Below are 20,019 nucleotides of genomic sequence, written 5' to 3'. Positions count from 1 at the left end.
ACCGGCCGGATGGTTTTCGTGGACAAACTTCGCGAATCCGACATGCGTGTTGCTCAGTCTCGCGGGACGAGCGACTCCGCCGCGTAGCTCGCGGCCTTCCGGAATCCGTCGGTGAGGTCGAACTCGGGGTCCTGGCGCCAGTACCGGATGGTGGAGACGTAGACGGCGGCGATCATCTGTGCGAGGAACCGCGGTGGGTAGTCCGTTCGAACCTCGCCGCGAGCCAGGCCCGGTTCCAGGATGCGCAGGATCTCGTCGTTGAACCGCTCCGTCCGCCCGACGCTGATCTCCGGTGTCGCGAGGTCTCGTTCGAGTTCGCCCGTCACCGCGCGCAGGTACCCCGGAAGTTGCTCGGTGGCGGCGACGAAGTCCTCGAACAGGCCGTGGATGCGTTGCTCGGTCGTCAGATCCCGAGCGAGCAGATCGGAGATGACGGCGGACAGCAGATCCATGTGCCGGGTGTGGAGTCCGGCCAGCATCACGTCCTTGCCTGGGAAGTAGTTGAAGAACGTCGCTCGGGAGACGCCCGCGGCATCGGCGATCTCCTCGACGGTCGTGTCGATCACCCCGCGCACGGCGAACAGGGTGCTCGCGGCGTCGAGGAGACGTTCGCGCGTCTCGTGTTTGTTCCGCTCGCGGCGGGACATCTTCTGGTCCTGATTCATCGACTTCCGTGACCCCGCTGTCCGCTGTTGCTCCACTTCGACCCTATCTGCCTGCGGCTTCGGTCCACGGCAACCGCTCCGTGCCGTCGTACGACCGCCCGGTTTCGAATATCGCCGAATCGTCCTCCGAAATCTAGACCCACATCTATCTTTAGCTTCGAGTCCAAGTTTGTGAGCGGAGGTGGTCGGGGTGGACGGAACGCCGACGGTGTCGTGGGAGCGGAAGGGGTCGGTGCTGGTCGTGCGCATCGAGCGCGAGAGCCGGCGCAACGCGATCGATCGTGAGACGGCGATGGGGCTGGAAGCGGCGTTCGACCTTCTCGACGACGACCCCGAGCTCTGGGCCGGCGTCCTGACCGGTACCCCGACCGTGTTCTCGGCGGGCACCGACATCAGGGAGCGCGCAGACCTGCGGATGCCGCGGGGCGGCGAGTACGGACTGATCCGTCGGGTGCGGAGCAAGCCGCTGATCGCCGCGGTGGAGGGGTACGCGCTCGGAGGCGGGTTCGAACTCGCGCTGGCCTGCGACCTGATCGTCGCCTCGGCTGCCGCGCGCTTCGGTCTCCCCGAGGTGAGACGGGGCCTCGTCGCGAGCTCCGGTGCGCTGTTCCGCGCCCCACGCGCGCTGCCGGTGAACGTCGCTCGCGAGCTGCTGATCACCGGCCGGATGCTCGACGCGCAGCGGGCGTATCACTTGGGCGTGGTCAATGCCGTCACCGAACCCGGTGCGGCACTGCGGGAGGCGCTCGTGATGGCGGACGAGATCTGCGACGCGTCTCCCGTTGCGGTCCGCGAGAGCCTGCGGGCCGTCCAGGCGCTCGGCGCGGCGGCGGACGTGCAGGGGTGGGCGGTGACCGAGGGGCGCTGGGGTTTCTCGGAAGAGGCAACGATGACGCAGCGCCGGGGTAAGGCCATCGCGATGAGCGGCGAGGAGGTGGCCGAGTTCCTCGCGAACGAGCGGACGTGCCGGGTCGCGACCACAGCGCCGGACGGGCACCCCCACGTGGCTCCGCTCTGGTTCGTGTGGGACGGAGAATCCCTGTGGCTCAACTCGATCGTGCGCAGCAGGCGCTGGTCCGATCTGCGTCGTGATCCGCGGGTCGCGGTCGTGATCGATGCAGGCGAGCAGTTCCACGAACTGCGCGGCGTGGAGATCAGCGGTGTCGCGGAGATGGTGGGCGAGGTTCCGCGAACCGCCACGCCCGACAGCCGGGTTGCGGCCGCGGAACTGCTGTTCGCGCGCAAATACATGGGTGGCGATCACTTCACGGCCGACGGCCGGCACGCGTGGCTGCGGATCGCGGCCGACGAGGTGGTCAGCTGGGACTTCCGGAAGAACGCTGCGCTGCAGCAGTGGTCACGCTAGGGGTCCGCCCCTGGTCGGCGATGCTCCCTCCCGGCTATTGACACGTGTCAAATAACTATTGACACGTGTCAATTCCGCGCTTAGCGTGTGAGCCACCTCACGATCTTCGGGGGTGAGCGCCTACATTCGGCGCTCTCCGCGTCCCCGCGCAGCAGATCGACATCGAACGGAGCACGATGGCCAACCCCACGACATGCATCATCGGAGCCGGCATCAGCGGTCTGACGGCCGGCAAGATGCTCACCGACTACGACATCCCCTACGAGTGCTTCGAGAGCTCGGATCGGATCGGCGGCAACTGGGCGTTCGGAAACCCGAACGGCCACTCGAGCGCCTACCGGTCCCTGCACATCGACACGTCCAAGAAGCGCCTGTCGTTCAAGGACTTTCCGATGCCGGAGGAGCTTCCCGACTTTCCGCACCACACCGACATCAAGCGGTACCTCGACGACTACGCGTCGGCGTTCTCGCTGCTCGACCGGATCCGATTCGAGAACGGCGTCGAGCACGCGGAGCGCCTGCCCGGCGGGGGATGGGAGATCCTCACCCAGGACGGGGAGAGCCGCCGCTTCGACTTCCTGGTGGTCGCCAACGGTCACCACTGGGATCCGCGCCTGCCGGACTTCCCGGGAGAGTTCACCGGCGAGTCCATCCACTCGCACGCGTACATCGACCCGGAGACTCCGCTGCACCTGCGGGACAAGCGCATCCTGATCGTCGGCATCGGCAACAGCGCCGCCGACATCGCGGTCGAACTGTCTCAGCGTTCGCAGCGCAACAAGGTGACGCTGTCCACCCGGTCCGGGGCGTGGATCGTGCCGAAGTACGCGTTCGGCGTGCCCGCCGACACGCTGATCCAGACGTACCCGCAGATTCCGCTGTCGTGGCAGCGTCGCCTGGGTCGTCGCGGACCGATCTTCCTGTCGGGTCGTCCGGAGAACTTCGGACTCCCCACGCCCGACCACCACTTCGGCGAGGCTCACCCGACGCAGTCCCAGGAACTGTTGGTGCGGTTGGGATCCGGCGACATCGACGTCAAGCCCAACATCGAACGCCTCGACGGCTCCGACGTCCACTTCGTCGACGGCACCAGCCGGGAGTACGACGTCATCATCTACGCGACGGGATACAACATCACGTTCCCGTTCTTCGACGAGGACTTCCTGAGCGCACCCAGCAACCAGTTCCCGCTCTACAAGCGAATGTTCAAGCCGGGCATCGACGATCTCACGTTCATCGGGTTCGCACAGTCGGCGCCGACGCTCTTCCCCTTCGTGGAGTGCCAGGCGCGCACGCTCGCGGCCTACCTGGCCGGGACGTACCGGCCGCCGACGGTCCCCGAGATGGAGCGCGTCATCAAGGCCGACGAGGAGCGGTTCGTGGGGCACTTCAACAATCGTCCCCGGCACACGCAGCAGGTCGACTACTACATCTACGAGCACGAAATGCGGACCAAGGAGTTGCCGGCCGGTCTGCAGCGCGTACAGAGGGACGGGCCGGTGCGGTGGAACCTGGTCCCGGCATGATGGCCACCCGTACGCCGTAGCCGATCCGAAAGCGACACATGAGCAGCCGAAGCGCAGACCCCACTTCCGCGGTACAGCACCGGAAGGCGAACAAGGGAGAGGAGCGGCGAGCCGCGATTCTCGGTGCGCTCGAGACGCTGCTCGACGAACACAGCCTGGACGAGATCGGCATCGTCGACATCTCCCGCGCGGCAGGGGTGACGCGATCGGCGTTCTACTTCTACTTCGAGAACAAGGCCCAGGCCGTAGCGGCGCTCTCGCGCACCTTCTACGGCGAGATCAGCGACGGGACGAGGACGTACTTCGCCCGCGAGGGCAGCCCGCGGGAGATGGTCGACGGCCTCATCGCCGAGGTGATCGGGACCTGGGCGCGCCATCCCAATCTGTATCGGGCGCTGCGGGATGCGCGCGACTCCGATCCCGCCGTGCGCGAGACGTGGGATTTCGACCGGCTGAGTTTCATCGATCCGGTGGCATCGATGATCGATGCCGAACGCAAGGCAGGACGCGCGGCCGAGGGCACCGACAGCCGGGCACTCGCCATCGTCCTTCTCGACATGAACGACCGTGCCGTCGAGAGTCTCTCACGGGGTGGCCCCGGATCTCTGGATCCGGAAACCGCTCACGAGGCTCTGGCTTCGGTGTGGCTCAACACCATCTATGGGAGCAAACTGTGACACCAACCGATGTGACACGCACCGATGTGACCTTCGCGGTGCAGGGCAGTACCTGTTCGGCGTGGCACTACCGGGGCGAAGGCGACGACTTCCGCACCGAGGCCGGCCGTCCCTGCGTCGTCATGGCGCACGGATTCGGTGGTACCAAGGATTCGGGTCTCGAGGGATTCGCGGAGGGCTTCGCCCGCGCGGGCCTCGACGTCCTGCTGTTCGACTACCGCGGATTCGGTTCCAGCGGCGGCGACATGCGCCAGACGGTCTCGATCCGCGGCCAGCTCGAGGACTACGCCGCCGCGATCGCGACCGCTCGGGGAACCGACGGCGTCGATCCCACCCGGATCGTCGCGTGGGGCGTCTCGCTGGCCGGCGGGCACGTCCTCAGCCTGGGCGCGAGCGACCCGCGCCTGGCCGCGCTCATCGCGCTCACCCCGGCGGTCGACGCGCGAGCGGCGTCCACGGCATCGATGCGCCAGTACAGCGCCGGCCATCTGGCGAAGAGTTCGTGGGCTGCGATCCGGGACAAGGCCGCCGCAGCGCGCGGCGGCGCCGGTGTGACGATTCGCCTGGCGGGACGGCCCGGCGAGGTCGCGGCCCTCGCGCTGCCCGGCGTCTACGAGGACTACCTGTCCATCGCCGGTCCGACGTGGCGCAACGAGGTCAGCGCGCGATCGTTCCTCGAAATCGGTTCGTACCGACCGATCAAGGACGCGGACAAGATCACCGCACCGCTGTTGGTCCAGATCGGCGACCTCGACCGCAGCGCCCCGCCGCACGCCGCGGCGAAGGCGGCGGAGCAGGGCCGGGCCGACGTGCGGCATTACCCGTGCGATCACTTCGACGTGTATCCGGGCAAGCGGTGGCACGACCGCGCGCTCGAACATCAGATTCTTTTCCTGCGTAGGCATCTCGCGGTGGCGACCGCGGCAACGATCGAGGAGGACGCACATGCGCGCGTTGCAGCTGGTTGAGCACGGCCGGATCGCGGTCACGGACACCGACGTCCCGGAGATCGGTCCGGGCGAGGTGCTCGTCGAGGTTGCCGGTGCGGGGCTGTGCCACTCGGACGTTCACGTCCGGCACTCGCCGATCTCGATGATTCCACCGCCGATGACCCTCGGACACGAGACCGCCGGGCGGATCGCGGCGCTGGGCGAGGGAGTCGAGTCCCTGTCGGTGGGCGACGCGGTGCTGGTGTTCCTGGTGTGGAGTTGCGGCACCTGTCGCGCGTGCGTGCAGGGTCGCGAGAACTCCTGTGAGCGTTCACCGGGCGGTCGGCAGGGCGTGCCGCTGTGTCCCGGTCTGGCCGCGAACGGCGGAATGGCCGAGTTCATGAAGGTCGACGCGAGGTTCGTGGAGCCGCTCGGTGACCTCGATCCGGTGACCGCCGGGCCGCTCGCCGACGCCGGGCTCACCACCTACCACGCAATCGACGGCGCGCGGGACCGGTTGGGCCCGGGCTCGACTGCGGTCGTGCTCGGCATCGGCGGACTCGGGCACGCGGCCGTCCAGATCCTGGCTGCGACAACCTCTGCCCGCATCATCGCGGTGGATTCGGCGGAGGACAAGCTCGAGCTGGCGACCACGCTGGGAGCGGATCACGCGTTCGTCAGCGACAGCTCCTGCGCCGCGAAGATCCTCGAGCTCACCGACGGCATCGGTGTCGACGCCGTGTTCGACTGCGTCGGAGTGCAGGAGACCGTCGACATCGCCGCGCAGGTGGTCGGTCGTGACGGTGCGGTGCGCGTCCTCGGGCTCGGTGGCGGCCGGATCGAGTGGACCGGTTTCGCGCTGCCGTGGGGAGCCACGTTGCGAACCAGCTACGCGGGCACCCGCGCCGACCAGCGCGCGGTGATCGCTCTGGCGCAGCGCGGACTCGTCACGATCGAGACCGAGACCTTCCCGCTCGAGGACGGGGTGGCGGCGTTCGACGCGCTCGAGGCCGGGAAGATCAAGGGTCGGGCGATCCTCGTACCGTAAGGCCGACACACGAATGCCGCGTTCCCGCAAAGGGGGAACGCGGCATTCGGCATCGAGAGGCTCAGTACAGCCGGCCCTCGTGCAGGGCCCGATCGAACTCCGGCATGGGATCGCCGTCGCGCAGTCGCCGCGAGATCGCCGGATCGGCCATGTGGAGGCGGCCGATCGCGACGAGGTCGAACTCGCCCTCGTGTTTCCGGCGCATCAGGTCCGGGAGGTTGTCCGTCATGGTCGGCAGCCCGACGATGACCCGCTCGTTGAGCGCGCTGTCGAGTCCGACGCTGCCGACGGCCATCACGGTGGCGCCGGTCAGCTTCTTGGCCCATCCCGCGAGGGACAGGTCGCTGCCCTCGAACGCCGGCGCATAGAACCGGCGGATGCTCGCGTCGAGCACGTCGACGCCGGCGTCGACGAGGGCGTTCAGGACCACGCCCAGCTCCTCGGGCGTCTGGGCGATCTTCGACGCGAAGTCCTGCTGCTTGTGCTGCGAGAACCGGAAGATGATCGGGTAGTCGTCGCCGATCTCCTTCCGGATGGCCTTGACCACCTCGGCGGGGAACCGGGTGCGGCGCTGCAAATCTCCGCCCCACTCGTCGTCGCGCTGGTTGCTCGGCTCCCACAGGAACGCGTCGAGCAGGTAGCCGTGGCCGCCGTGCAGGGCAATGCCGTCGAAGCCGACGTCGATCGCGTTGCGGGCCGCCGCCGCGTAGGCGGCGATCACGTCGGCGATGTCCCGCTCGGTCATCGCGGCGGTCACCGGACGCATCTGCTCGACGTACTCGTCGGAGTACATGGTGTTGCCGACCGATCCCCAGTGTCCCGACGGACGCATGGGGTGGACGTCACCGACCGGGCCCATCGCACCGAAGAGCGGTCCGACGTGCCACAGCTGCGGCACGATCTTGCCGCCGGCACCGTGGACCGCGTCGACGACCTTGCGCCAACCTTCCAGTGCCGCTTCGCCGTACATCACCGGCACGGTGTCGGCGTCCACGGCCGAGGGGTGCTCGATCGCGGTGCCCTCGGTGACGATGAGGCCGGTGCCGCCCTCGGCACGCCGACGGTAGTAGGCCACGACCTCATCGGTGGGCACGCCGCCGGGCGAGCCGTGACGGGTCATGGGGGACATCGCGATCCGGTTGCGCAGCTCCAGAGACCGGATGGTGATCGGTTCGAACAGTGCGGCCGTCAGGGCTGCGGGTTCCGTGGACTCCGTAGTTTCCGTCATCTCAGTGGTCACAGTGCTGCCATGTAGTCGAAGAAGTTGGGGGTGTGGATCTCGCGCAGGCGGGTGAGCTTGCGGTAGCTGATCAGCCACTTGCCCTCGACCTTGCGGTACTCCTCGTGGTAATGCCCGTAGCCGTGAAGGTGTTCCTCGACATCGCCGTTGGTCCACCACAGTTCGTCTTCCATGGCCCAGATGCCGGTGGCCGTGGTGTCGGAGGTGAGGGTGATCTCCGGGGTGTGCGCATGGTGCGCGGTGGTCACATAGGTGGAGTTGCCGAGCATGCCGCTGATCGCCTTGGTGAGCGGTTCGCGGCCGATGACGCGGCCCGACGCGCCGTCGGTCTGCGGCTGCTTGTCGTCGGGCAGCCCGCCCCACGACTCGCTGACGACGTCCTCGGTGTGGAAGCTGCCGTAGAGATCCCACTGCTTGGTGTCCATGATGCGCAGTCGCGCCGCGAACACCCGCTTGATCTCTTCGATAGCGAGCAGCTGCTCGGCTGCGGTCATCGTCAGTGCACCGGTGGGCTCAGCCATGGCGTGGACCTCTCTGTCGAAACGGTTCAAACAGTCAATCAAGCGATTGCTTTGGTGACGTGGGGCACAGCATAGCTAGCGGCCGGGCTTGGCCGCCTGGCGGTAGTCGAAGAAGTTGGGGGTGTGGATCTCGTGCAGGCGGGTCAGGGTGCGGTAGCTGATCAGCCACTCGTCCTCGACCTTGCGGTATTCCTCGTGGTAGTGGCCGTAGCCGTGGAGGTGTTCCTCGTCGTCGCCGTTGGTCCACCACAGTTCGTCCTCCATGGCCCAGATGCCGGTGGCCGTGGTGTCGGAGGTGAGGGTGATCTCGGGGGTGTGGCCGTGATGCGCCGTCGTCACGAAGGTGTTGCCGTCCAGCGTGTTCCGGATCGCGGCCGTGAGCGCTTCCGGGCCGACCGCTCGGGAGCCGGCGCCCCACGACTCGCTGACGACGTCGTCGGTGTGGAAGGTGCCGTAGAGGTCCCACTGCTTGGTGTCCATGATGCGCAGTCGCGCCGCGAACACCCGCTTGATCTCCTCGATGGCCAGTAGTTGCTCGGCGGCAGCGAGCGTCACGGGCGGGGTGGATTCGTGGGCGGTGCTCATGGTTCAACCTCCAGGGCGGGCGAAGTGGGTTAAACAAGCAGTTGATCGGTTCTCAGCATATCCAGGATCTGTGCCGGAATCGGCGGGATTTCCGGGCAGCGGAAGTTCCTCCTCCACCCGTCCCCGATCCGCCGCCGATCTGCGCGTCAGGCCGCGACCGAGGGGGAGGTCGCGGGCAGCGAATCCGCATGGGAGCAGCGGTGGTCGACCGCGAAGCCGTCGAGGAAGATCGACACGCAGTCCTCGGCGAGGCGAGCGGTCGAGTACGAGTCGTCGGCGTGGTGCCACTTGATCGACAGCCAGACGCAGTCGCGAATGAATCGGTGGAACACGCCCGCCGGCAGATCGTCCCGGAAAGCGCCCTGCCGCTTGCCGTCCTCGATCGCGTCCAGCCACGGACGCTGGACCGCATCGGCGAGTTCGGATGCGCGGGAAAGGTTCGCCTCCTCGCGCAGATGCGGGTATTCGTCCTGGTAGACGGCGGTCGCGTGCGGCTCCTCGTGGGCCGCGGTCCAGTGAGGCGTCGACGATCGCCTGCAACCGCGCCCTGGGGGTCAGATTCCGGGTCTCGATCGAGCGGTAGCGCTCGTGCAGCCCCTCGAGATAACCCGTGACCAACTCGTCGACGATGGCCCGCTTGGACGGGAAGTGGTGGTACAGGGCGCCCGCCACGACCCCGACGCGATCCGCGATCTCCCGGATGGTCGTGGCCCCCACGCCCTTGCGGGCGAACAACTCGGCGGCCGCGTCGAGGATCTCGCGCCGCCGTTTGGTGGATTCCGTCACTTCGAGGCCCTCCCGTACCGACCAAACAATCGCTTGGTCGGACTATAGGTGCGTCCGGAGTGTTTCGGGAAGAGTTGTTCCGCTCAGCAAAATGTGTCTGAACTGGGTAGACCTGCGACGGGATCGGTATCCTCGGTGCGAACCCGGGGCCGTGGCGCCGCCCAGCGCCGCCCTAACGGCGTTTGGTCGGGCCCCGGCTCACGCGAGGAGCTCGACCTTGCGGTCGTAGGTGAGATCGACGATCAGCTCGCGGCGGGCGATGCGCCACATGCCGTCCGCCCGGACGTATTCGTCCTGGTAGCGGATCGCCACGACGTAGTCGCGGTGCCCGTCCTCGGTGGCGTACACGTGGTGCGCCTCGCCGTACACCTCGCCGCGGGCCTGGTCGCCGGCCACGTCGACGATCTGCTGGTTCACCACGTGCCGGGTCGAGTGGAGGTGGGCGACCGCGCCGAGCACGCCCTGGGCGACGGCGCCGGACCCCGACAGGACGGCACTCTTGCCCCGGCGGACCAGCCCGGCCGGTTGCACCAGTTGGGCGTCGGTGGCGAAGAGTGCCGTCAGTGCGATCTCGTCTCGGCGATCGACGGCGATCGCGTACTGCGCAACGAGGTCGGACAGGGCAAGGCGGTCTGCGAGTTCTCGGCTCATACCCGGCATTCTTCCTGCCGATCGGAGGATCGGCAGGAAGACTTCTCGCTCATCGGTAATCGAGCGGCTACGGAGTGACCTGTGCTTCCATCGCGGCGAGGAAGCCGTCACCGTACGGTGGCAGCGTGCCCCACTCGCCGCGCGGATCGTGCTCGGGAGCCTCGAAAACCGTACGAGCGTGGCTGAATTCGAGGAATCCCTCGCGCCCGTGGTAGTGGCCCATGCCCGAAGCGCCCACGCCACCGAACGGTGCGTCGTTCATGCCCGGGTGCATCATGATGTCGTTGACGGTCACGCCGCCCGACCAGGTGCGGGTCAGGACCGCCTGCTGCTCCGCCGGATCGGTGCCGAAGTAGTACAGCGCCAACGGCTTCGGTCTGCCGTTGATGTCCGCGATGACCTCTTCGGTCTGGTCGTACGGCAGCAGGATGATGGCGGGGCCGAAGATCTCCTCCTGCATGATCTTGGAGTCGGCCCGCGGTGCGATCACCAGGCGCAGCGGCCGCTTGCGCTCCCCGTCGACCCGTTCGCTCTCCTCGACCGGGGTCGCGACGATCAGGGCGCCACGATCACGGGCGTCGGCGACGAGGGCCTCGACCCGTGCCAGGTGCCGGTCGCTGACGACCGCGACGACGTCCGGGTTGTCGGTGATGGTCGGCAGCAGCGCGGCGTACGACTTCTCCAGGGCGCCGACGAAGCTGTCCAGCTCCTCTCGGGGCACGTAGACGACGTCCGGGGACACACAGATCTGGCCCGAGTTGGTGGACTTGGCGATCGCGATCTTGCTCGCGGCGTCGTCGAAGTCCGCGCTGCGGCCGACGATGGTCGGCGACTTGCCGCCGAGTTCGAGCGTGACCGGCACGAGGTTCTTGGCGGCGTTGGCCATGACCAGCTTGCCGACCTCGGTGCTGCCGGTGAACACGAGATGGTCGAACGGCAGGGACGTGAAGGCGTCGGCGAGCTCGGGGCCGCCGGTGACGACCGCGATCTCGGACGGATCGAACATCTCCGCGACGGCATCCGCGAGGACCTGCGCGGTGCGCGGCACCACCTCGGACGGCTTGAGGATCGCCCGGTTGCCGGCGCCCAGGGCGCACGCGAGCGGGCTCAGCAGCGTGAACAGCGGAGCGTTCCACGTGCCGATGATGCCGACCGATCCCTTGGGCTGGTACTGGATGTAGGCCTTCGCGCCGAGCTGGTCGTACGGCGGGTACGGCGGGCGCTCCTCGTCGGCCATCCAGGACTGGAGCGAGTCGCGAGTGTGCTTGAGCGACGTGAGTGAACCGAGGATGTCGTTCATGATCGAGAACGCGACGAGGCGCCCGCCGAAGTCGGCGTCGATGGCCTCGGTGAGCGGCTTGTGGTGACGGACCAGGAGGTCGATCATCCGCTGGATCCGGTCGCGGCGCACGTCGGCCGAGGGCGTTCCCTGTTCGGCCGCAGCGCGTTTCTGGGCTTCCAGGATCTGGGGAAGCGTCGCGATGGTTGCCGTGTCGGTGACGTGCTCGCTCATGGGGTAACTCCTGTCGTTGCCGATGTCACGACGCTAACGAGCTGTGTCCGGCGTTACAGCGGGCCGTCTCGATGACCGGGAGCGTGTCTCGGAGAAGGGGTCGAACGGCCCCGTCGGGCGGCGGGAATCCCGGTAGGAGGTACCCGGATCGATGGGACCTCCGACTCTGTGGCGATCGGTGCGCGGACCCGTTTCGCCTGAATGTGAAACAGGTTATAGCTACGATGCGGCATGCGAATTGCCAAGACTGCCTCGTTGTCGCTCCTCGCCGCGGCGGCTGTCGCGATCACCGCACCCGCGGTCGCTACTGCCGCACCGAACCCCGCCGACACCCCGAACCGAGCGATGGCCCGCGCGTACATCGACGCACTCGTCAGTCACGACGCCGGTGGCGTGCTGTTCACTGCGAACGCCACCCGCGTCGAGGTGGGTATGCAGACCGGTTTCAACGGGCCGCAGTTGACGAACGATCTCAACCACGGCATGCAGTACGCCGTCATCCAGGGCGTGCGGAACCTGACGATGACCGAGGACGGCGACACCGTCCGCACCACCTACCTGCTCGACGCCGGGGTCGGCGACGCGCGCCTGATGACCGTCGAGATCGTCGAGAGTTTCGAACTCGAGAACGGCGCCATCGACCGGATCGTCGCCGATATCCGACCGGTCGCGCTGTCCTGACGCGTAGCGTCACCGGCGAACATCACCGGTGAGTGGGAGGTAGCGGACATGACGGACGGCAACCAGCGGGTGGCAGTGGTCTCGGGTGCTGCGCGGGGCATCGGCGCGGCCATCGCGAAGCGACTCGCGTCCGACGGGCTGGCGGTCGCCGTGCTCGATCTCGACGAATCGGCGTGCGGTGACACCGTTGCCGCGATCCGCGACGCCGGCGGCCGCGCGCTCGCCGTCGGGGCGGACGTGTCCGACGAGGCCTCGGTGGAGACGGCCGTGACGAGGATCGCCGGCGAGTTGGGCGCGCCCACCGTCGTCGTGAACAACGCCGGGATCACCCGCGACAACCTGCTGTTCAAGATGACCGTCGACGACTGGGACGCCGTCATGAACGTGCACCTGCGCGGGGCCTTCCTGCTGACCCGGGCCGCGCAGAAGTACATGGTGGAACAGAAGTGGGGCCGGATCGTGAACCTCTCGAGTATCTCCGCGCTCGGCAACCGCGGCCAGTCGAACTACTCGGCCGCGAAGGCGGGCATGCAGGGTCTGACCAAGACGCTCGCGTTCGAACTCGGCCCGTTCGGCGTCACCGCCAACGCGATCGCGCCCGGCTTCATCGTCACCGAGATGACCGCCGCGACCGCCGAACGGATGGGGGTGTCGTTCGACGACTTCAAGGCCGGGGTCGCCGCGGAAACCCCGGTCCGCCGTGTCGGGCTGCCCGAGGACATCGCGCACACCGCGTCGTTCCTCGTAAGTGAGGGTGCGGGATTCGTTTCGGGACAGGTGATCTACGTGGCGGGCGGTCCGAAGGCCTGACGCTGCACCTCGATCGCGAGCCGGGTGCGCGAGCCGCATCCGGTCGCGGCGAGGATGCGGCTGACGTACTTCTTGACGGTGTCCTGGGTGAGCGTCAACTGCCGGGCGATCGCGGCGTTGCTCAACCCGTCGGCCACCAGTCGGGCCACCTGACGCTGCCGCCCGGTCAGATCGGCCAGCACGTCCCGGTGCTCCGAGGTGTCGAGGCCGCGGGTGAGTACGGACAGTTGCCGGGCCAGGAGGCGCAGGGCCGCGTAGTCCCGGGGCCCGAGTGCGGACTCGTCCGCGTCGTACAGGCCGACGAGAGCCCGCGCCCCGTCCGGCAGATCGAGGTGTATCGCGTTGACCGAGTGCATGCGCTGCGCGTGCAGGTAGTCCCGGACGTAGGCCTCGGACTCCGCCGGGAGCTCGCGGAGATCGGTCAGGGACGCCACCCGGGTCGATTCGAGTCGGCGCCGCGCCTCCGGCGTCGCGAAGACGTCGTGGTGCGACCAGATCTCTTGGTAGACAGTGCGTATGCCCTCCCACGAGCCGGATCCCTCCACGGTGGCATCAGGGTCGTCGAACTGCCTCTCGTAGGTGTCGCCGACGAAACACGTCGCCACACGCACCGGGAACGCCTCCGTCATGGCCGCGACGATGCGGGTGCGGAACTCCGACACGGTCCGTACGTCCTCGCACCGCTCCAGGACCGTGAACACGCGCTCGTAGTCGGCGGTGCGCAACGCGACCTCGGTCAATTCTTCTCACCACCAGTTCGATGCGGATCGGAAAGTGTCCACCAAAGTGCACTGCCGGTAGGGCGGAACGAATTCTAGCGTCGGAGGGTACGTCGTTTCATCGATTTCAGAGGAGTACTCGCATGGGCAGGCTACGGTTCGGTGCGTTCGTCGCACCCCATCACGCGGCAGGGCAGAATCCGACCGTCGCGTTGCAGCGCGACCTCGAACTGGTGGAGCATCTCGACCGCCTCGACTTCGACGAGGTGTGGATCGGTGAACACCACTCGGCGGGCAGCGAGATCATCGGCAGCCCCGAGATCTTCATCGCCGCGGCGGCCGAACGCACCAAGCGCATCAAGCTCGGCACGGGCGTCACCTCGCTGAGCTACCACAATCCCTTGTGGGCCGCGGATCGGATGGTGCTGCTCGACCACCTCACCCGTGGCCGCGTGATGCTGGGCGTCGGCCCGGGTTCGCTGCCCACCGACTCGTCGATGATCGGGCTCAACCCCACCGAGTGCCGCGAACTGCTCGACGACAACCTCGACATCGTGATGCGGCTGCTGAACGGTGAGCGGGTCACGGCGAAGACCAAGACGCACAACCTGGTCGACGCCCAGCTGCAGATGCGGCCGTACTCGCATCCGATGTTCGACATCGTCGTCGCCGGCGTGGCCTCGCCCACCGGACCGCGGTTGGCCGGCAAGCACGGCTTGGGCCTGCTGTCGATCGGCGCGACCCTCACCCCCGAGGGCTTCGACGCCCTCGGTCACCACTTCGGCATCATGGAGGAGCGGGCCGCCGAGTTCGGGACCACCGTGGACCGCAATCAGTGGCGGCTGGTGTGCCCCATGCACATTGCGGAGACCGAGGAGCAGGCCCAGCAGGACGTGCGGTTCGGGCTCGGCGAGTGGATCGACTACTTCGGCAAGGTCGCGGCGTTCCCGCACTTCGGCTCCGGTGGCGCTTCCATGGAGCAGATGATCGCGTACATGAACCACTCCGGCATGGGCATCATCGGAACGCCCGCGCAGGCGCGCGAACTTATCCAGAAGCTCATCGACCAGTCCGGCGGCTTCGGTTCGATGCTGATCATGGGCACCGACTGGGCCAACCCGGCCGCGACCCGACGCTCGTTCGAGTTGATCGCGCAGCAGGTGGCGCCGCACTTCCAGGGGCAGTCCCAGCCGCTGCTGGACGCGGCGACCCGCGCCGGGAAGGTGCGCGAGGGTCACAACCAGGCGCAGCACGACGCGATCGCGCACATGACGAAGAAGTACGAGGACGAACTGGCGGCCAAGCGATGAGGGCCGCCGTTCTGCACGGCGTCGGCGACCTGCGGGTCGAGGACGTCCCCGAGCCGGAACTGCGCGACGGCCACGTCCTGATCGACGTGGCGTACAACGGAATCTGCGGATCCGACCTCGGGATGATCCACTCGTTCGGCATCTCGGAGCATCCGCATCCGCTCACCGGGGCCTGCGGACCGCAGATCCTCGGTCACGAGTTCTCCGGAGTGGTGCGCGAGGTCGGTGCCGGGGTCGAGGATCTGTCCGTCGGGGACCGCGTGGTGGTGCAGCCGAACTACAGCTGCGGCACGTGCGTGCGCTGCGCCGCCGGACTCGAGCACCTGTGTCAGGTCATCGCCTTCCACGGACTCAACTCCGACGGCGGTGGCATGTCGGAGCGCACGGTGGTCCCGGCGGGCAACGTGCACAAGATCCCGGACGGTGTGAGCCTGCTGCAGGCCGCGGTGGTCGAGCCGCTGGCCGTGACGCTGCACGCCGTCGAGTTGGGCGGTGTCGAGCCGGGGCAGTTCGCGCTGGTGATCGGGGCGGGTCCGATCGGCATCGCGACGGCACTCAACCTGCGGGCCGGGGGCGTCGACCGGATCCTGCTGAGCGAGCCGTCCGAATCGCGTCGGGCCGTGGCCGCGGGAATGGGATTCGACGTGATCGATCCCGCCGCGCAGGATCCCGTGGCGGCCGTCGCCGAGCGGACCCACGGCATCGGGGCGGACACCGTGTTCGAATGTGCCGGGGTGGCCGCGGCAGTGCAGACCGCACTCTGGGCCGCGCGGGCCCGCGGTGCGGTGGTCCTGGTCGCCACCTACAAGGAGGAGGTGCCGCTCGCCACGTACGCGCTGATGTTCACCGAGACGCGGCTGATGGCGTCGCTGGCGTACTCGCGCGAGGAGTTCGCCGCCGTCATCGACCGGATGGCGGCCGGGGCGTACCCGCTCGACGAATGGGTCGAATGCGTCCCGCTCGCCGACGTGGTGGAGGAAGGTGTGCAGGCGGCGTCCGCCGGCCGGCGCATGAAGGTACTCGTGGAGGTGGGACATGGCTGAGCGTGAGTCGATGGGCAACAGGTTCGACGGCAGGGTCGCGGTCGTGACCGGAGCGGCGTCGGGCATCGGCGCGGCCGTCGCGACGCGTCTGGTCGCGGAGGGGGCGTCGGTGGTCGGCATCGACATCTCCGCCGATGCGCTCGAGGTGATGGAGAAGGACCTCGGCGAGGCCTTCGTCGGGGCGGTCGCCGACGTCACGGTGGAGGACGCCGTCGCCGCCGCGGTCGCGGTCGCGGTGGAGCGATTCGGCGCGCTGGATCTGGCGTTCAACGTGGCCGGTGCCGCCCGCGGCGGCCCGATCCTCGACCTCGAGGAGTCGGACTGGGACTTCACCGTCGACCTCGTGCAGAAGGGCGTGTTCCTGTGCACCAAGCACGAGGCCCGGCACATGACGACGAACGGCCGCGGCGGTGCGATCGTCAACGTCGCCTCGCTCAACGCGCGGGTCCCGATGGTCGGCGGCAGCCCGTACGTCACCGGTAAGGCGGGCGTCGAGATGTTCGGCAAGAACGCCGCGCTCGAACTCGCGCCGCACGGTATCCGCGTCAACACCGTGCTGCCCGGTCTGGTCGACACCCCGCTGGTGTCCGCCGTGACCGGGTACGAGCCGCTGCTGCAGGCGTTCGTCGACCGGATCCCGATGGGGCGTCCGGCCACTCCCGAGCAGATCGCGGCGCCGTGCCTGTATCTCGCGAGCGACGATGCCGACTACATCACCGGCACGAGCCTCATGGTCGACGGCGGCTGGGAGATCTCCAACTACCCGAACTTCACCAAGTTGCACGGCTAGCGCCGTCGGCCTGAGCGCCCATTCCTTCCGGTCGCGAGCGGGTTCCCGCCGATCCGGGCGAGGAGTGGGCGCTCAGGCCTAGTGCCACCGATGGTCGACGAGCGGCGTGCGCGGTCCGAACTTGGGTTTGCGGGCCTGGCCGCTGACCTCGAGCAGGCGGATCGCGCGGTAGCGGTGCGGGCGCAGGTCGGCGAGGTACTCGACCATCGCGTCGTCGTCGAGGGGCCGACCCAGCAGCGTCCAGCCGACGATCGCCGACAGGTGGAAGTCGCCGACGGAGAGGGCGTCGGCGTCGCCGAGCGCGCGCTGGGCCACCTCGGCGGCGGTCCACAGCCCGACGCCGGGGACGGCCCGCAACCGGCGGTACGCCGCCTCGTGATCCATCCCGACGGTCTCCTCGAGGCGGTCCGCGACGCGAGCGCACGCGACGACGGTCTGCGCACGCCGCGGATCGACGCCCGCGCGGTGGAACTCCCACGACGGGATCCGCCGCCACGCCTCCGCACTCGGCGGCACCCGCATCCCGTCGGGGGCCGGCCCGGGCGCGGCGGTGCCGAATTTCTGGACGAGCCGCCGCCACGACGTGTGCGCGGCGACGGTGTGCACGCGCTGTTCGAGGATCGCCGGCACCAGGGACTCCATGACCCGCGCGGTCCGCACGATCCGCAGGTTCGGGAACCGGCGGTGCGCGTCGACCAGCTTCGGGTGGGTGGGCGCGAAGTCGGCGGACCCGTCGACGTCGTCCTCGCCGACGAGGCCGGGCACGTACATCTCGAGTTCCGCGGCGCCGGGTCCCCATGCCTGGACGCCGACGACGCTCGGGCCGCGCTGACGGAGGCGGTAGGTGACGGCACCGGACGGCAGCAGCGACGTGCGCCACACGGTCCCGTCGGACTCGCGGCGGTGACACGGATCGAAGCGCCCACGGCTCAGCGGCGCGAGCGTCGACGCGAGATCCACGGGACGTCGCGTCGACACCTCGAACTGCACTTCGGAGGCCATACCGGTCATCCCCGGCAGCCTATCGCCGCCGCGCCGAGACCGAACCGAGGCATGTCGGGGGGAGCACGTATTGTCCGAAGCCATGATCATCGTGAGTACCGACGGTTCGTGTCTGAAGAATCCCGGTGGCGCCATCGGGTGGGCGTGGGTCGATCACGAGGGTCCCAGCCGGTCGGGCGGCGCGGTCTCCGGCACCAACCAGATCGCGGAGCTGTGGGCGCTCGTCGAGGCCATCGTGGCGCATCCCGGTCCCGATCCGCTGCTCATCGAGTCCGATTCCCAGTACGCCATCAAGTGCGCCTCCGAGTGGCTGCCCGGCTGGAAGCGCAAGGGGTGGAAGACGGCGTCCGGCGGGCCGGTCAAGAACCTCGAGCTGGTGCAGGACATCGACCGGGCGATCACCGAACGGACCGGGCCGGTGCGGTTCCGCTGGGTCCGCGGGCACGTCGGCAACCACTTCAACGAGCTGGCGGACAAGCTGGCCGGTGAGGCCGCCCGCGCCGTCGCGTCCGATCCGGAGCGGGCGCGGCCGTGGGCAGGTCTCGCCTCCCACGGCCCGGACCCGCGCCCGTCCGTCGTGGCCTCCGCGCCCGCCCGCGATCCGGAACCACTGCTCACGCTGTTCTGAGGATCGCGGTGTACTTCCCGACGCCGGTCCGGTCTACCGTGCGGAGACGAATTGCGGCCGCCCCGCGTCCAGCCAGGCGTGGAAGCGGGCGCCGATCCGGTCCGCGATGACGTCGTAGGTCTCCCAGCTGTCCTCGACCCGGTAGATCTCGGTCGGGGTCGTACCGAACGCATCCAGGTAGTCGACGAGATAGCAGGAGTCGTCGTGCTCGCCCGCGTAGTACGCGACCGCGAAGGCGTTGCCGTCGGCGGTGAGGTCGTCGCTGACGAACTTCTCGTCGAGCACGTCCATCAGGAAGGCGCCGGGCGTCGACTCTCGCGACTCGAGCGGCTCGAGCTCGTCGGCGATGTCCTCGCCCGCGAAACCGGACAGCAGGCACCATGCCACGAACATGCCGATGTGGGTGCCGCCGGCCGCGTTCGGCAGGTCGTCGGGAAAGATGCCGCCGTAGTGCCAGTCGGCATCGTCGTACTTCGTCAAGGATCTGCCTTCTTCGAGTAGGTTCGCGGTGCATTGTCCCACAGGCGACCCGGTCGCCGAACCTTCGATGCGACTGTCGCGCAGCGACTTTCCGATACCGACGCTGCCGACGGCCGGCGTGATCGCGCCGGTGGCTTCCTGGGCCCGCTCGGCGACAGGTCGATGGTGCGACGCGGGCTTACCGCTCATTCGCACGTATTCATCGCGAATATCCAGTAACTTCCGAAACGCTTGTATTGCGCGGCACCTGAGTTCGAAAACCCGATTTGTCCTGTATGTGGCGAAAAGGAGTATCCAGCGTGCGTAATTTCGGTGCAACTTTCCGGATTCTGGTTATCGCAGTGCTCACAGGCCTGGTTGCACTGACGACACTGGCCTTCGGGCCGACCGGCATCGCCCAGCCGGCTGCAGACGGCCTCTCGCTCGCGAAGTCGGGCTCTCCGGCGGTCGGCCTCCAATCGGGCGACACGGTCACCTACACGTTCGTGGTGACCAACACCGGTGGAACTCCGGTCTCCGACGTCGCCGTGGATGAAGTCGCATTCACGGGTTCCGATCCGGCGCCCGATGCCACATGCCCGTCGGGGACGCTCCAGCCGGGGGCGTCGGTGACCTGTACCGCCACGTACGACGTGACCGACGCCGATCAGGGCGCCTGCTTCATCGACAACACGGCCAGGGCGACCGGTGTCGATCCACAGCAGAATGCGGTCACATCGGCGCCGGCGTCGACAAGGGTCCTCACAGCCTGCCGGAGCGACTTCGCCGGCAGCGGAATCCTGCCACCGGCACTGGGATCGTTGGGTCTGGGACCGCTGGCCGTGGGATCGCTGGGATCCTTGGGGTTGGGGTCGTTGGGGTCGTTGGGCGCGTTGGGGGCATTGGGCGCCTGGGCGCTGAGCACTCCGTACCAGCCGGGCGCGGGCACACGATGCTCGAACGAGCCGCCTCCGAATGTGCCGTTCCTGAATGTGCCGTTCCCGAGTCTGCCGTTCCTGAACCCGCCGTGCCCGGACGCGCCGGGTCCCGAAGCTCCCTGACGAACCTAC

21 protein-coding genes and 1 pseudogene are annotated in these 20,019 nt (G+C 68.2%); 12 read left to right on the top strand and 10 right to left on the bottom strand.

The features are described from left to right. Positions 1–53: 53 nt before the first annotated feature. Positions 54–665, bottom strand: coding sequence for a TetR/AcrR family transcriptional regulator (locus tag J2X34_RS10365; RefSeq protein WP_114723256.1), 612 nt, complete (start codon positions 663–665; stop codon positions 54–56). 190 nt (positions 666–855) lie between these two features. On the opposite strand from J2X34_RS10365, the gene J2X34_RS10360 reads away from it, so the two are divergent. The 5 genes from J2X34_RS10360 (at position 856) to J2X34_RS10340 (ending at position 6,211) form a co-directional block, all read left to right on the top strand. Continuing rightward, a complete protein-coding gene (locus J2X34_RS10360; RefSeq protein WP_429516998.1) occupies positions 856–2,031 on the top strand; it encodes an enoyl-CoA hydratase-related protein in 1,176 nt (391 codons plus the stop codon). A gap of 176 nt (positions 2,032–2,207) precedes the next feature. Then, positions 2,208–3,557, top strand: coding sequence for a flavin-containing monooxygenase (locus J2X34_RS10355; protein WP_429516996.1), 1,350 nt, complete (start codon positions 2,208–2,210; stop codon positions 3,555–3,557). A gap of 38 nt (positions 3,558–3,595) precedes the next feature. Then, on the top strand, positions 3,596–4,234 hold the full coding sequence (locus J2X34_RS10350; RefSeq protein WP_429516994.1) for a TetR/AcrR family transcriptional regulator: 639 nt from the start codon (positions 3,596–3,598) through the stop codon (positions 4,232–4,234). Further along, complete coding sequence (locus J2X34_RS10345) at positions 4,231–5,202, top strand: alpha/beta hydrolase (protein ID WP_397484737.1); 972 nt, start codon at positions 4,231–4,233, stop codon at positions 5,200–5,202. The genes J2X34_RS10350 and J2X34_RS10345 overlap by 4 nt, the downstream gene beginning before the upstream one ends. Further along, positions 5,180–6,211 (top strand): NAD(P)-dependent alcohol dehydrogenase, encoded by a 1,032-nt coding sequence (locus J2X34_RS10340; RefSeq protein WP_114723208.1) that lies wholly within the window; start codon positions 5,180–5,182, stop codon positions 6,209–6,211. The genes J2X34_RS10345 and J2X34_RS10340 overlap by 23 nt, the downstream gene beginning before the upstream one ends. A gap of 61 nt (positions 6,212–6,272) precedes the next feature. Here J2X34_RS10340 and J2X34_RS10335 read toward each other — a convergent pair whose 3' ends face one another. The 6 genes and pseudogenes from J2X34_RS10335 to J2X34_RS10310 form a co-directional block, all read right to left on the bottom strand. Next, positions 6,273–7,439, bottom strand: coding sequence for a 12-oxophytodienoate reductase (locus tag J2X34_RS10335; RefSeq protein ID WP_429516992.1), 1,167 nt, complete (start codon positions 7,437–7,439; stop codon positions 6,273–6,275). A gap of 8 nt (positions 7,440–7,447) precedes the next feature. Further along, complete coding sequence (locus J2X34_RS10330; protein WP_114723207.1) at positions 7,448–7,972, bottom strand: nuclear transport factor 2 family protein; 525 nt, start codon at positions 7,970–7,972, stop codon at positions 7,448–7,450. A gap of 75 nt (positions 7,973–8,047) precedes the next feature. Next, a complete protein-coding gene (locus J2X34_RS10325) occupies positions 8,048–8,557 on the bottom strand; it encodes a nuclear transport factor 2 family protein (protein ID WP_429516990.1) in 510 nt (169 codons plus the stop codon). Between the two features lie 146 nt (positions 8,558–8,703). Then, positions 8,704–9,015, bottom strand: a pseudogene (locus J2X34_RS10320) (TetR/AcrR family transcriptional regulator); the annotation flags it as partial. Positions 9,016–9,541: 526 nt separating this feature from the next. Then, a complete protein-coding gene (locus J2X34_RS10315; protein WP_429516988.1) occupies positions 9,542–9,994 on the bottom strand; it encodes a nuclear transport factor 2 family protein in 453 nt (150 codons plus the stop codon). 67 nt (positions 9,995–10,061) lie between these two features. After that, complete coding sequence (locus J2X34_RS10310) at positions 10,062–11,507, bottom strand: coniferyl aldehyde dehydrogenase (protein ID WP_429516986.1); 1,446 nt, start codon at positions 11,505–11,507, stop codon at positions 10,062–10,064. 231 nt (positions 11,508–11,738) lie between these two features. Here J2X34_RS10310 and J2X34_RS10305 point away from each other — a divergent pair, with 231 nt between their 5' ends. Further along, positions 11,739–12,188 (top strand): hypothetical protein, encoded by a 450-nt coding sequence (locus J2X34_RS10305; protein WP_429516985.1) that lies wholly within the window; start codon positions 11,739–11,741, stop codon positions 12,186–12,188. Positions 12,189–12,236: 48 nt separating this feature from the next. Then, positions 12,237–12,998 carry a 3-oxoacyl-ACP reductase FabG gene (gene fabG / locus J2X34_RS10300; RefSeq protein WP_429516983.1) on the top strand — a complete coding sequence of 254 codons (762 nt, stop codon included), beginning with the start codon at positions 12,237–12,239 and terminating at the stop codon, positions 12,996–12,998. Here fabG and J2X34_RS10295 read toward each other — a convergent pair. Continuing rightward, on the bottom strand, positions 12,971–13,738 hold the full coding sequence (locus J2X34_RS10295) for a response regulator transcription factor (RefSeq protein ID WP_429516980.1): 768 nt from the start codon (positions 13,736–13,738) through the stop codon (positions 12,971–12,973). The two genes, fabG and J2X34_RS10295, sit on opposite strands and share 28 nt — an antisense overlap. Before the next feature lie 122 nt (positions 13,739–13,860). Between J2X34_RS10295 and J2X34_RS10290 the strand changes: the two genes are divergently transcribed. From J2X34_RS10290 to J2X34_RS10280, 3 genes are read left to right on the top strand one after another with little or no spacing between them, the layout of a single operon-like run. Continuing rightward, positions 13,861–15,027 carry an LLM class flavin-dependent oxidoreductase gene (locus tag J2X34_RS10290; RefSeq protein WP_114723199.1) on the top strand — a complete coding sequence of 389 codons (1,167 nt, stop codon included), beginning with the start codon at positions 13,861–13,863 and terminating at the stop codon, positions 15,025–15,027. Further along, the gene (locus J2X34_RS10285; RefSeq protein WP_114723198.1) at positions 15,024–16,070 is read left to right on the top strand and encodes a 2,3-butanediol dehydrogenase; all 1,047 of its coding nucleotides are present in this window, start codon (positions 15,024–15,026) and stop codon (positions 16,068–16,070) included. The genes J2X34_RS10290 and J2X34_RS10285 overlap by 4 nt, the downstream gene beginning before the upstream one ends. Then, positions 16,063–16,860 (top strand): SDR family NAD(P)-dependent oxidoreductase, encoded by a 798-nt coding sequence (locus J2X34_RS10280; protein ID WP_429516977.1) that lies wholly within the window; start codon positions 16,063–16,065, stop codon positions 16,858–16,860. The genes J2X34_RS10285 and J2X34_RS10280 overlap by 8 nt, the downstream gene beginning before the upstream one ends. Before the next feature lie 78 nt (positions 16,861–16,938). Here J2X34_RS10280 and J2X34_RS10275 read toward each other — a convergent pair whose 3' ends face one another. Further along, positions 16,939–17,871 (bottom strand): DNA-3-methyladenine glycosylase family protein, encoded by a 933-nt coding sequence (locus J2X34_RS10275; protein ID WP_429516975.1) that lies wholly within the window; start codon positions 17,869–17,871, stop codon positions 16,939–16,941. A gap of 73 nt (positions 17,872–17,944) precedes the next feature. On the opposite strand from J2X34_RS10275, the gene J2X34_RS10270 reads away from it, so the two are divergent. Beyond that, positions 17,945–18,490: a ribonuclease H family protein gene (locus J2X34_RS10270; protein WP_114723195.1), complete on the top strand. Its 546-nt coding sequence runs from the start codon at positions 17,945–17,947 to the stop codon at positions 18,488–18,490. A 33-nt stretch (positions 18,491–18,523) separates the two neighbouring features. On the opposite strand, the gene J2X34_RS10265 is transcribed toward J2X34_RS10270, so the two are convergent. Beyond that, a complete protein-coding gene (locus J2X34_RS10265) occupies positions 18,524–19,159 on the bottom strand; it encodes a hypothetical protein (RefSeq protein WP_429516973.1) in 636 nt (211 codons plus the stop codon). Positions 19,160–19,269: 110 nt separating this feature from the next. Between J2X34_RS10265 and J2X34_RS10260 the strand changes: the two genes are divergently transcribed. Continuing rightward, a complete protein-coding gene (locus J2X34_RS10260; RefSeq protein WP_429516971.1) occupies positions 19,270–20,010 on the top strand; it encodes a DUF7507 domain-containing protein in 741 nt (246 codons plus the stop codon). Positions 20,011–20,019: the final 9 nt, after the last annotated feature.

Origin of the sequence: Rhodococcus sp. BE178 (genome assembly GCF_050433545.1) — a bacterium.
Lineage (GTDB): Bacteria > Actinomycetota > Actinomycetes > Mycobacteriales > Mycobacteriaceae > Prescottella.
Note: the sequence above shows the minus strand (reverse complement) of the source record. Positions and strands in the feature narration are given on the sequence as shown.